This is a genomic window from Chitinophaga sp. RCC_12, assembly GCF_041360695.1.
GTDB lineage: Bacteria > Bacteroidota > Bacteroidia > Chitinophagales > Chitinophagaceae > Chitinophaga.
Genome location: NZ_JBFUPS010000003.1, coordinates 642,391 through 654,484, shown reverse-complemented (window position 1 = coordinate 654,484; position 12,094 = coordinate 642,391). Strand labels below are relative to the sequence as shown.

At 46.8% G+C, this 12,094-nt stretch carries 10 protein-coding genes, 1 tRNA gene and 1 riboswitch; of the genes, 1 reads left to right on the top strand and 10 read right to left on the bottom strand.

Translation table 11 applies throughout. From position 1 onward, the window contains the following. Position 1: 1 nt before the first annotated feature. Together AB6805_RS12340 and AB6805_RS12335 are read right to left on the bottom strand one after the other, a co-directional pair. Positions 2–73 (bottom strand) — tRNA-Met (locus AB6805_RS12340). A 111-nt stretch (positions 74–184) separates the two neighbouring features. Continuing rightward, complete coding sequence (locus tag AB6805_RS12335; protein ID WP_370909726.1) at positions 185–592, bottom strand: single-stranded DNA-binding protein; 408 nt, start codon at positions 590–592, stop codon at positions 185–187. A 133-nt stretch (positions 593–725) separates the two neighbouring features. Next, positions 726–819: riboswitch (TPP riboswitch) on the top strand. Between the two features lie 11 nt (positions 820–830). On the opposite strand from AB6805_RS12335, the gene AB6805_RS12330 reads away from it, so the two are divergent. After that, positions 831–3,206, top strand: coding sequence for a TonB-dependent receptor (locus AB6805_RS12330; RefSeq protein ID WP_370909725.1), 2,376 nt, complete (start codon positions 831–833; stop codon positions 3,204–3,206). Between the two features lie 233 nt (positions 3,207–3,439). Here AB6805_RS12330 and argH read toward each other — a convergent pair whose 3' ends face one another. From argH to AB6805_RS12290, 8 genes are all read right to left on the bottom strand, one after another. After that, positions 3,440–4,774, bottom strand: a complete 1,335-nt coding sequence (gene argH, locus AB6805_RS12325) for an argininosuccinate lyase (protein WP_370909724.1) — start codon at positions 4,772–4,774, stop codon at positions 3,440–3,442. A 78-nt stretch (positions 4,775–4,852) separates the two neighbouring features. After that, positions 4,853–5,917, bottom strand: coding sequence for a M20 family metallo-hydrolase (locus AB6805_RS12320; protein WP_370909723.1), 1,065 nt, complete (start codon positions 5,915–5,917; stop codon positions 4,853–4,855). A gap of 3 nt (positions 5,918–5,920) precedes the next feature. Then, positions 5,921–6,709 (bottom strand): acetylglutamate kinase, encoded by a 789-nt coding sequence (gene argB / locus AB6805_RS12315; protein WP_370909722.1) that lies wholly within the window; start codon positions 6,707–6,709, stop codon positions 5,921–5,923. 2 nt (positions 6,710–6,711) lie between these two features. Next, positions 6,712–7,662 carry an N-acetylornithine carbamoyltransferase gene (locus tag AB6805_RS12310; RefSeq protein WP_336387204.1) on the bottom strand — a complete coding sequence of 317 codons (951 nt, stop codon included), beginning with the start codon at positions 7,660–7,662 and terminating at the stop codon, positions 6,712–6,714. Positions 7,663–7,734: 72 nt separating this feature from the next. After that, positions 7,735–8,862: an aspartate aminotransferase family protein gene (locus AB6805_RS12305; protein ID WP_370909721.1), complete on the bottom strand. Its 1,128-nt coding sequence runs from the start codon at positions 8,860–8,862 to the stop codon at positions 7,735–7,737. A gap of 31 nt (positions 8,863–8,893) precedes the next feature. Beyond that, complete coding sequence (argC, locus tag AB6805_RS12300; RefSeq protein ID WP_370909720.1) at positions 8,894–9,877, bottom strand: N-acetyl-gamma-glutamyl-phosphate reductase; 984 nt, start codon at positions 9,875–9,877, stop codon at positions 8,894–8,896. A gap of 11 nt (positions 9,878–9,888) precedes the next feature. Next, positions 9,889–11,079 carry an argininosuccinate synthase gene (gene argG / locus AB6805_RS12295; protein ID WP_370909719.1) on the bottom strand — a complete coding sequence of 397 codons (1,191 nt, stop codon included), beginning with the start codon at positions 11,077–11,079 and terminating at the stop codon, positions 9,889–9,891. 50 nt (positions 11,080–11,129) lie between these two features. Further along, positions 11,130–11,909: a GNAT family N-acetyltransferase gene (locus AB6805_RS12290; protein ID WP_370909718.1), complete on the bottom strand. Its 780-nt coding sequence runs from the start codon at positions 11,907–11,909 to the stop codon at positions 11,130–11,132. Positions 11,910–12,094: the final 185 nt, after the last annotated feature.

Sequence of the window (12,094 nt, the reverse complement as noted above, 5' to 3'; positions counted from 1 at the left end):
GTAGCGAGGAGCGGATTCGAACCACTGACCTTCGGGTTATGAGCCCGACGAGCTACCTCTGCTCTACCTCGCAATGAGGGTGCAAAGATACAAATATTTCAATCCGCTCCAAATCTTTTTTAAAAGAAAAACAAAAAGCCAACCGTAACTGGTTGGCTTTCATATTGGAATGCTTCATACATTGTTAAAATGGAAGATCGTCAGCCGGCTGCTCCTGAACGGGCTCTGCCTCGGGTACGGTCATTTCAGCGACCGGCATTTTCCGCTTTTCCTCGTCCTTACGGCTGAGTAACTGCAGTGAAAACACCCGGAGCCGGATGGCCCCGCATAACGCACCGGTAGCTGTGCTTACATAAGCCTCCAGTTTTGGAGCGCCTTCTACGTACACCATTACACCCTGCGTTAAATAAGGAGCTACATTGGCCTTGTCCCAGAGCGAGCAATCCACCCAGGTGGTCCTTTCTTCCAGTATGCCCTGCGCGTTTTTAAAACGCTCATTTACCGCTACCGGAAAATTGAAAACAGTGGCGCCGTTGACTTCTTTTTTCACTACATCGCGGCCAAGATGCCCGATAAACTGAAGTTTGATCATCAGAAATAAAGATTTAAATGATTAAAAATTTATAAAAGATGACTGAGAGAAGTATCTCTGAAAATTAAGCATTTTTCCTTCTTCCAAAAAATAATTTCTGATTTATTATAGATACAAGTATACCTTTGCACTAACACAATACATGGGGTGCCTTACTTTCAGGCTGAGATCACACCCAATGAACCTGGACCAGGTAATGCTGGTTAGGAATGAACTAACAGAAAACAGGATATTTAAAATGAAACAGCTAATGTTATTAGTGCTGCTATCTATAGCAGGCACTTTACATGCACAATCCCTGGTTACCGGTACCGTTACCAGTAAAGCCAGCGGCCAGCCACTGGAGGGTGTTACCATCTCCATCAACCAAACCGGCGCTGTTACCGACAGCAGAGGCCACTACAGTATTCATCTTCCTAAAAAAGGAAGTTATCCCTTAACCGCCAGCTACATTGGCTTCAAAACATTTACCACTACCATTACAGCGAATAACACCACACAGCTGGCAGACATTTCGCTGGAAACAACAGCACTGTTTGTAAAACCTGTAGAGATCAGCAGTTTACGCGCCGGTAAAAATTCGCCTTTCGTAAACACCACTTTAACGGCGGCAGACCTTAAGAAAGAAAACCTTGGCCAGGACCTGCCCATACTGCTGGATCAGCAACCAGGCGTAGTTACTAACTCAGACGCAGGTACCGGTATCGGCTATACGGGCATGCGCGTACGTGGTTCCGATATCACCCGCATCAACGTTACGGTAAATGGTATCCCGGTAAACGATGCAGAATCGCAGGGAACATTTTTTGTAAACATGCCCGACTTTGCGTCCTCCGTCAGCAGCGTTCAGCTGCAACGCGGCGTAGGCACCTCTACCAACGGCGCCGCTGCTTTCGGCGCTACGCTGAACCTCAGCACCAACGAATTCAATGAAAAAGCATACGGCGAAATCAGCAACAGCTACGGCTCTTTCAATAGCTGGAAACATACAGTGAAAGCAGGTTCCGGCCTCATCAACGACCACTTCACCATCGATGCACGCCTTTCCAAAATTTCATCAGATGGGTACATCAACCGCGCCACTTCTGACCTGCGCTCTTTCTATACTTCCGCCGCCTACGTTTCTGCCAAAACAGCCATCCGGCTGAACGTCTTCTCCGGAAAAGAAAAAACATACCAGGCATGGAACGGCGTACCACAGGCACTCCTGGAAACAGACCGTACCTACAATTCTGCGGGCACCGATAAACCAGGCACGCCATACGATAATGAAACAGACAACTACCAACAGGATCATTATCAGATATTCCTGAACCAGGAAGTAAATTCACATCTCAACTTCAACGTGGCCTTCCACCTCACCCGCGGACGCGGCTACTACGAACAGTACAAAGCACAGCAACCTTTCTCTGAATACGGACTGCAAGGACCAGTGATCAACGGCAAACAAGTTGATACCACTGATCTCGTTCGTCAGCTGTGGCTGGACAACTACTTCTATGGCTCGGTATTTTCCGTGAACCGCACTGGTGACAAGTTCAACTGGAGCCTCGGCGGCGGCTGGAACCGCTATACCGGCGACCACTACGGCAAAATTATCTGGGCACAAACAGGCATCGATAAAGACCATGAATATTATAATTATCCTGCTGCTAAAAACGATTTCAATATTTACTGGAAAGGAGAATATAAACTCACTTCTGCCCTGAGCATTTTTGCAGATATGCAATACCGCAACATCATGTACAACATGGATGGCTTTGAAGCCGCACCCGCATACATTGCACATGTGAATTATAATTTCTTCAACCCGAAAGCAGGTATCTCCTATAACATCAATCCTACCAACCGCGTATTCGCTTCTGTGGCTATAGCGCACAAAGAGCCCAACCGCGTGGACTTTGAAAACAACTACGGCACAACAACACCCAAACCGGAAGTACTCCGTGACGTGGAAGCCGGTTATTCATGGAACAACAACATCGCTGCCATCCAGGCCAACGTGTATTACATGAACTATAAAAACCAGCTGGTGCAAACCGGTATGCTCAATGATGTGGGTGCATACATCCGTACCAACATTCCTAAAAGCTACCGCATGGGTATTGAAGTAAATGGAAATGTAAAACTGGGAAGTATCGTGAGTGTGGCCGCCAATGCAGCTTTGAGCCAGAACAAAGTACTGGACTATCATGCCGTTACTTACGATGCCGACTACGCATCACATACCCAGGTATTCAACAAAACAGATATCTCCTTCTCCCCTTCTTTCGTAGGTGGGTTAACGTTAACCGTGAAACCAGTTAAAAACCTGAACATCGATGTGCTGGGTAAATATGTAAGCCGTCAGTATATGGATAACACCTCCAATGTAGCCGGCAGCCTGGATGCTTACTTTGTAAACAACCTGCGCATCAACTACGTAGTGCCGCAACCGTTATTTCGTGAACTTGGGCTGCAATTCATGCTGAACAATATCTTCAACGTGAAGTACGAACCCAACGGAAGTACCTACAGCAGCTATGATCAAACCAGTAACCGTGTGGTGTACGACAATTACTACTACCCGATGGCGGGGATTAACTTCTTTGCCGGGGTGACGATAGGATTCTAAAGCATAGGCGGTTGATCAAAGCGGATTTTGTCTTGGCTCAGGATTACGCTGATTTTGCTGATTAGTTGGATTTTTACTTTTGGATTTTATAAAGGATTAAGGGAGATAGAAGCGGATATATTCGCTCTTATCTCCCTTAAATATTATCAATCTAAAAATCAGAAAAAAATCCAAAAGTAAAAATCCAGCTAATCAGTAAAATCAGCGTAATCCTGAGCCAAGACAAAATCCGCTTAGCTATTCAATAATTTCTCTAACGCTTTATCTACCGATTCAAAAGGAAAACTTTTTATCACCGCATCCATTTGTGCGGCAATTTGTTGTGTACCCAAATTACCGATGCTGCCTGCGTGGGTGTGTTTTACTTCTTTATCCGGGGAGAAGGTGCCGTTTTCAATGTCCATGCCTACTTTTTTATAGGCTTCGCGGAACGGTGTGCCCTGTAGCACCAGGTTGTTTACCACTTCCACGCTGAACAGATACTGGTACTTATCATCGTCCAGTATGTTTTCCTTTATGCGCACATTTTCCAGCATCAGGCGGCTCATGCGGATACAGTCTTTCAGCGTTTGGAAGGCGGGGAATAAATTCTCTTTCAGCAGCTGCAGATCGCGGTGATAGCCGGAAGGCAGGTTGGTGATCATCATAGCAATTTCGTTCGGCAATGCCTGGAGCTTATTACCATGAGAGCGGATCAGTTCCCATACATCCGGGTTTTTTTTATGCGGCATGATGCTGGAGCCGGTGGTGAGTTCATCCGGGAAGCTGATGAAGCCGAAGTTCTGGTTCATGAACAAACAGGCATCCATGGCCATTTTAGCAATGGTGGCGGCAATGCCGGCCAGTGCAAAAGCCACTATTTTTTCGGTTTTACCGCGTCCCATCTGTGCGTATACTACGTTGTAGTTGAGCGAATCAAAACCCAGCAAGGCAGTGGTAAGCTCACGGTCGAGGGGGAACGAAGATCCGTAACCCGCGGCGGAGCCGAGCGGGTTTTTATTCACTACTTTATAAGCGCCCTGCAACATGGTGAGGTCGTCTACCAGGCTTTCCGCATAAGCGCCAAACCATAATCCGAAAGAAGAGGGCATGGCAATTTGCAGATGGGTGTAACCTGGTATCAGGTGCGCTTTGTATGCTTCACTTTTTTGCTGTAACAGGTGGAACAACGCAAGTACTTCTTCTGTCATGGTTTGCAGCTCATGACGCAGGAACAGCTTCAGATCTACCAAAACCTGGTCGTTGCGGGAACGGCCGCTGTGGATCTTTTTGCCTACTTCACCCAACCGGCGGGTCAGCAACAGTTCTACCTGTGAGTGTATATCTTCCACTCCTTCTTCCAGTTTAAAATCACCGGACTGAATTTCCTGGTAGATGTTTTTGAGTTCCTGTTTTAATATCGTGAGTTCTTCTGCTTGCAGCAATCCTATACTTTGCAGCATGGTGATATGTGCCATAGAACCCAGCACATCAAACGGCGCCAGGAAGGCGTCCATTTCACGGTCTTTTCCTACGGTGAATGTTTCCACCGCCGCTAAGGAGGCTTTATCTTTTTGCCACAATTTCATAATACTATAGTTTTTCCACGCTGTGTTGGAGCATGAAATTAAAAATCATATTTACCAAAGATACGCTGCCCTTCCATACTACTGGATCATTTCAAGTAACTGGATATAACTCTGTATACCCTCTTTGATTTCATGCAGGTGAATATATTCATCTGCGGTGTGTGAGCGGGCGGAATCGCCGGGACCCATTTTTACAGAGGTAGCCGGGATCAGCGCCTGGTCGGAGGTAGTAGGCGATCCATAGCAGGTTTTGCCTACGCTTATACCTGCCTGTACAAACGGATGATCCATTGGAATAAAGGAAGGCCGCATTCTCATGGACCGTGGCTTTACTTCGCAGGATACATTAGCCTGGATAATTTCCAGCAGTTCCTCGAGTGTATATTGATCGTTAGCCCGTACATCCACTACAAAGGAGCAGTCGGCCGGCACTACGTTATGCGCTTTATTGGAAGTGTTGATCACTGTAGCGCTCATCTTCACCGGGCCCAGTGTTTCCGATACTTTCGGGAAGCGGAAATCTTTGAACCAGTTAAGATCAGGCAATGCTTTATACAGTGCATTCTCGCCTTCTTCCCTTGCGGCGTGTCCGGCTTTGCCATAGCTGGTGCAATCCAGTACCATCAGGCCTTTTTCCGCGATGGCCAGTTGTGTTAAAGTAGGTTCTCCCACAATAGCAAACTCGATAGCGGGCAGTTTTGGCAGGATACTTTCTATCCCGTTGGGGCCGCTGATTTCTTCTTCTGCGGTGGCCGTGAGGATAATGTTATAGCCCAGGTCACTACGATGATAAAAATGCAGGAACGTTGCGATCAGGCTCACCAGGCAACCACCGGCATCATTACTACCGAGTCCATAAAGCTTTCCGTCTTCCACATCCGGACTAAAAGGATCGCGGGTATATTGCGGATTGGGTTTTACGGTATCATGATGGGAGTTCAGGAGTATATTACGTTTGGCGGGGGCGTAATGTTTATTGAGGGCCCAGATATTATTGAGATGCCGCTCATGCGGAATATCCATTGCCGTCAGGAATTCACTGATCAGTTGCGCGGTGCCGTCTTCTTCGCGGCTTAATGAAGGGGTGGCGATCATCTGTTTGAGCAGGGCCACCGCCACATCATATAGTTTTTCGTTCCACATAGGTTAGCATATTAGAGTGCCTGCCACTTTCGGGGTTGTATTGCTCAGAACATCGTCTGCATGCCCTATCAGCACTTCTTTTACACCATTGTCAATTGCCCCGAAAGCATTTTGCAGTTTAGGCAATATCCCTTCTGTCAGTATTTTTTCTTCCAGCAGTTGCTGGTAAATTTCTTTGTTGATAAGATTTATAACGGATTCATCATCTGCAGGATCACGCAATACGCCTTTCTTTTCAAAGCAGTAGATCAGCCGTACGCTGTAGTGCTGCGATAAAGCAATGGCCAGGGAAGAAGCGATGGTATCTGCGTTGGTATTCAGGATCTGGCCTTTACCATCGTGCGTAAGCGGGGCAAACACCGGTGTGATACCTGTATCCAGTAATGCTTTCAGCGGACCTGTATGCAATATATCCGTACGTACATCTCCTACAAAGCCGTAGTCGATTTCCTTTACGGGTCTTTTTACAGCGGGGATGATGTTGGCGTCTGCACCGGTTAAACCGATGGCATTGCAGCCACTGGCCTGCAGTTTGGCTACCAGCTGTTTGTTTACCAAACCGCCGTATACCATTGTCACCACGTCGATGGTGTCTGCATCTGTGATCCGCCTGCCGTCTACATACTTCGATTCGATACCCAGCTTATCGCCGATACGGGTAGCGATTTTGCCGCCACCGTGTATCAGGATTTTCTTACCGGGAATTGCCGCAAACTTCTCCACGAAGGTTTGCAGCAATGCCGGGTTATCGATTACGTTTCCGCCTACTTTGATAATGAATAAGTCGATCATAATTATCCTTTGAGTATTTCACTCAAAACTGCCTGGGCAGCCCATACCCGGTTACCGGCTTCCCGGATAACGATGGATTGGGGACCGTCCAGTACTTCATCTGCAATCACTACATTCCTTCTTACCGGGAGACAGTGCATTACCTTGGCAGCATTGGTGAGCTTGAGTTTTTCGTTGGTAAACATCCAGGAAGGATCTGTGCAGGTGATCTTACCATAATCTTTGTAAGAAGACCAGTTTTTCACATATACAAAATCCGCGTCCTGCAGGGCTTTATCCTGATCGTATTCAATTTGTGCGTTACCGGAAAATTTTTCGTCCAGTTCGTAGCCTTCCGGATGGGTGATTACAAAATCGGCTTCTCCCCATGCGTTCATCCATTGTGCAAAGGAGTTGGGAACAGCCTGTGGCAGCGCCTTTACGTGAGGCGCCCAGGTCATTACCACTTTAGGCTTACGGGCTTGCTGCCAGTTTTCCTTAATGGTAATTACGTCTGTTAAACTCTGCAAAGGGTGCAGGGTAGCGCTTTCGAGGCTTACTACCGGCACGCCGGCATACTTAATGAACTGGTTAATATATTTCTCGGTATAATCTTCTTCTTTATTCTTCAACCCCGGAAAAGTACGGATGGCGAGTATGTCGAAGTACTGCCCCATTACTGCCGCCGCTTCCTTCACGTGTTCGGTGGTGTTGCCGTTCATCACCACGCCGTCATTCATTTCCAGCGCCCATCCTTCCTTGTCGATATTAAACACGATTGCTTCCATACCCAGGTTCTTTGCAGCGATCTGTGTACTTAAACGTGTTCGCAAACTGGGATTCAGGAATATCATTCCCACTGTTTTGTTCTTACCCAATTCCTTATCCCTGAAAGGATCTTTCTTGTAGTTCAACGCAATGTCCACTAACCGCGGGACACTGGGAACATCTGCTGTAGAAATAAATTGTTTCATTTCGCTTATAGGCTTTAAACAGGCAGTGGAAAGATGTTAAAGGCACACTGCCTGCCGTACATGGTTGTTTACTTATTTGTTTAATGCTTTTCCGAATGCTTCCAGGAACTGGTCTGCATGGGCTTGTGTAAGCGCCAGGGAAGGAAGCAAACGAATCACGTTTGGCTTGGCTTCACCGGTGAAGATCTTATGGGTATGCAGCAGTTCTTTTTTCACATGTGATAATTCTTCCGGGAGATCTATACCGATCATCAAACCACGGCCTCTTACTTCTTTTACCTTATCAAAGGTGCGTAACTGTTCCATGAGATAGTTACCTACCGTAGCTGCGTTCTCTATCAGTTTTTCGGCCTGTATGGTTTCCAGTACTGCCAGCGCTGCTGCGCAGGCCAGGTGATTACCACCAAAAGTAGTGCCCAGCATACCATACACCGCCTGAAATTTAGGTGCAATGATGATAGCCCCGATCGGAAAACCATTTCCCATTCCTTTCGCCATGCTGTAGATATCTGCGTTTACGCCTGCAAAATCGTGCGAGTAAAACTTACCGCTGCGGCCATATCCACACTGTACGGAGTCTGCAATGAACACAGCATTGTGCGCATCACACAGGCTCCTGATCTTCCGAAGGAAAGATTCGCTGGCTACGTTAATACCACCTACGCCCTGGATACCTTCAATAATAACAGATGACACTTCATACTGCTGGAAGGCCTGCTCCAGCGCGGCTTCATCTTCCCAGGGTAAAAATACCACGTTCTCTGTTTCATTTACCGGCGCAACAATCTTTGGATTGTCCGTAGCCGCTACTGCCAGGGATGTTCTGCCGTGAAATGCTTTCTTAAAAGCGATGATCTTCTTTTTACCGTTGTAAAAAGAAGCCAGCTTCAGCGCATTCTCATTAGCTTCTGCACCGGAGTTGCACAGGAACAGCTGATAGTCTTCCTTACCGGACACCTTGCCCAACAGGGCAGCCAGCTCTTCCTGCAAAGGCATCTTTACAGAATTGGAATAGAAGCCTACCTTATGCAGCTGATCTGTAAGGCGCTTTACATAATGTGGATGCGTGTGACCAATAGAGATCACGGCATGCCCGCCATACAGGTCGAGATATTGTGTGCCCTTGTCGTCCCAAACATGGGAGCCCAGGGCTTTTTCTATAATGATATCGTTAACGGGATATACGTCGAAAAGTTTCATGTCGGCAATAAATTGAAAATGATAAAAACACTTAGAACACGATGGACTTCAGTTTCAGTCCGGCGGTTTCATCCAGTCCGCACATCAGGTTCATGTTTTGCACTGCCTGACCGGAGGCGCCTTTCAGCAGGTTATCTTCAATGGAATGGATCACCAGTTTATTGCCGGTTTTTTCCAGTTGAATCAAACACTTGTTGGTATTTACCACCTGCTTCAGATCGATCTGTTTATCGCTTACATGTGTAAACGGATGACCGGTGTAGAAGTCCTTATACAGCTTCACAGCGTCTTCCAGCGATAAGTCGGTTTGCAGGTACGAGGTTACCCAGATCCCTCTTGGATAATCGCCGCGTACCGGCACAAAGTTCACCTCACCATTGAAGCCTGGCTGCAATAGCTGCAGGCTTCGTCGTATTTCTTTCAGGTGCTGATGATTCAGCACTTTATAGGTAGATATGTTATTGGCTCTCCAGGTGAAGTGGGAGGTCGACTGTAAGCTTTGCCCCGCTCCGGTGGAACCGGTGATACCGGTGGTATGCACTTCTGTGAGCAAACCTGCTTTTGCCAGTGGCAACAGGCCCAGTTGGATACCGGTAGCAAAGCAGCCGGGATTGGCAATGTTCTGTGCTGTTTTTATAAGATCCCGCTGCATTTCCGGCAGGCCGTATACAAAAGTGCGGTCCTTCACGGTTTCGCCTAAACGAAAATCCTGGCTCAGGTCAATCACTTTTACATGGTCAGCCACATCGGTTGCTTCGAGGAATTTTTTAGATTCGCCATGGCCCAGGCAAAGGAACATCACATCAATATCATTGCTGAGATCGCTGGTAAACAGTTGTTCTGTTTCACCCAGCAGATCTGCATGTACTGCGTACAAAGGATTGCCTGCATTACTACGGCTATGTACAAACGAAATGGTAACATCCGGGTGATTCAATAAAAGCCGGATCATTTCACCGCCTGTATAACCTGCCCCGCCTACAATTCCTGCTCTTATCCTTTTATCATTTGCCATTGCCTGCTGATTTAGATAGAATTTTTAACCTGATGCCAGATCATTGTCTGGTTACCAAAAATTTTGCTGAATCCTCTTACATCATCTCCGCTCCAGCCGGTGTTCATTTCACCGTATTTACCAAACTTGCTGCTCATCAGATCGTAAGGCGAGCTGATACCAGTAACCTGGAAACGGTAAGGCATCAGGGTAACAAATACTTCGCCGGAAACATTTTCCTGGGTGTTTTGCAGGAAGGCTTCGATGTCGCGCATAACCGGGTCCATGATCTGACCTTCGTGCATGTAGTTACCGTAGAACTGGGCCAGTTGATCTTTCCAACTCAGCTGCCATTTTGTTAACACATGTTTTTCCAGTGCGTGATGCGCTTTGATAATCACCATTGGTGCAGCGGCTTCAAACCCTACACGTCCTTTAATACCGATGATGGTATCGCCTACGTGAATATCGCGGCCAATGGCAAACGGACCGGCGATGGTTTGTAAATATTGAATAGCTTCAGATGGATGACCAAAAGTTTTGTCGTTCACACCTGTGAGCTCACCTTTTTCAAAAGTTAATTTCACCTGTTCTTCTCCCTGCTTTGTAAGCTGGGTAGGCCATGCCGCTTCCGGCAGCATACCGTTGGAGGTCAGTGTTTCTTTACCGCCAACCGAAGTTCCCCACATGCCTTTGTTGATAGAGTACATGGCTTTTTCAAAGTTCACTTCTACTCCTTTGGATTTGAGGTAGGAGATCTCTTCTTCACGGCTCAGTTTCAGGTCACGGATAGGCGTAATGATTTCCACACCGGGGATCATGATATGGAATACCATATCAAAACGTACCTGGTCGTTACCGGCGCCGGTGCTGCCGTGTGCTACCGCGTCGGCACCTACTTCCTTCACATATTCCGCGATGGCCAGTGCCTGGCTCATGCGCTCCGCACTTACGCTCAGCGGGTAAGTATTATTTTTCAGTACATTACCGAAGATGAGGTATTTGATCACACCATCATAATAAGAACGTATTGCATTAACAGTTTTATGACTTTTAACGCCCAGGCTGTAAGCGCGCTTTTCTATTTCCTGCAGTTCTTCTTCAGAGAAACCGCCAGTGTTTACGATCACTGAATGCACTTCATATCCTTTTTCTTCGGTCAGATATTTAACGCAATAGGAAGTATCAAGTCCTCCGCTAAATCCCAGTACTACTTTTTTCATTATGACATCTTTTTTTATAAATCCAGATAACAATATTGACGGTCCTGTAGTCAGAACAGGAAAAATTTCTTTTTAGACCCGGTGGCCCCACCTTCTTTTTTGCTTTTCAGCAAAACAAATCTTTTAAAACGTAACCATCGCTCGTAGAGCTTTATGTTTCCTTTAAATCTGCGGCGACGTCTGGCGTGGTGTATGTGACCGCTGGCGCTTACAGAAAATTGTGGTTCTGGTTGTGGTGCTGCAGCAGTGGCTTTTTCGGACATTGCTTTCTCTTCTGCTTCCTTCAGTTTTTCCAGCGGGTTGTACAGCATGGCGGTACACAGACAGTTTTTCCTGTCTTTTGCCGTGAGGATATCGAAGTTTACGCAGCTTCTGCAGCCTTTCCAGAACTCTTCGTCGTCGGTGAGTTCGGAATAGGTTACCGGCTCGTATCCGAGTTCGGAGTTGATTTTCATTACTGCCAGCCCGGTGGTTAAACCGAAGATCTTGGCATCGGGGTATTTCTCTCTTGACAGCTCGAATATTCTCTTTTTAATTGATTTAGCCACACCGTGGCCTCTGAAGGCGGGATTAACGATCAGACCTGAATTTGCCACAAATTTCTCATGACCCCAGGCTTCTATATAGCAGAAGCCTACCCATTCGTCTTTGTCGGTAACAGCAATTACCGCTTTGCCTTCCTTCATTTTCAGCTCTACATAGTCAGGAGAACGCTTGGCAATGCCCGTTCCTCTTGCTTTTGCAGACGATTCCATCTCGTTTGTGATGGTATTTGAATAGTGAACGTCGTCAGGAGTGGCTACCCTAACGATGATATGTTGATTTTCCAACTTTTTAAATTGAAATCGTGAATCAATAAACTAACTTGAAATTCCATCGCTGGAAAGGTTCACCGGAGGATTGGGGAATCGCGGTGCGATAGCGGTCATATTCAGACAAGCGCTATCAAATTCTAGGTCGTCGGGAAAGAAATCTAAAGACATTGAACCCAACAGAATATACCCCCTCGATGAAA

Bases quoted from the DNA above. Each gene is read 5' to 3' on its own strand.
- AB6805_RS12335 (WP_370909726.1), bottom strand. From the start codon at position 592: ATGATCAAACTTCAGTTTATCGGGCATCTTGGCCGCGATGTAGTGAAA.
- AB6805_RS12330 (WP_370909725.1), top strand. From the start codon at position 831: ATGAAACAGCTAATGTTATTAGTGCTGCTATCTATAGCAGGCACTTTA.
- argH (WP_370909724.1), bottom strand. From the start codon at position 4,774: ATGAAATTGTGGCAAAAAGATAAAGCCTCCTTAGCGGCGGTGGAAACA.
- AB6805_RS12320 (WP_370909723.1), bottom strand. From the start codon at position 5,917: ATGTGGAACGAAAAACTATATGATGTGGCGGTGGCCCTGCTCAAACAG.
- argB (WP_370909722.1), bottom strand. From the start codon at position 6,709: ATGATCGACTTATTCATTATCAAAGTAGGCGGAAACGTAATCGATAAC.
- AB6805_RS12310 (WP_336387204.1), bottom strand. From the start codon at position 7,662: ATGAAACAATTTATTTCTACAGCAGATGTTCCCAGTGTCCCGCGGTTA.
- AB6805_RS12305 (WP_370909721.1), bottom strand. From the start codon at position 8,862: ATGAAACTTTTCGACGTATATCCCGTTAACGATATCATTATAGAAAAA.
- argC (WP_370909720.1), bottom strand. From the start codon at position 9,877: ATGGCAAATGATAAAAGGATAAGAGCAGGAATTGTAGGCGGGGCAGGT.
- argG (WP_370909719.1), bottom strand. From the start codon at position 11,079: ATGAAAAAAGTAGTACTGGGATTTAGCGGAGGACTTGATACTTCCTAT.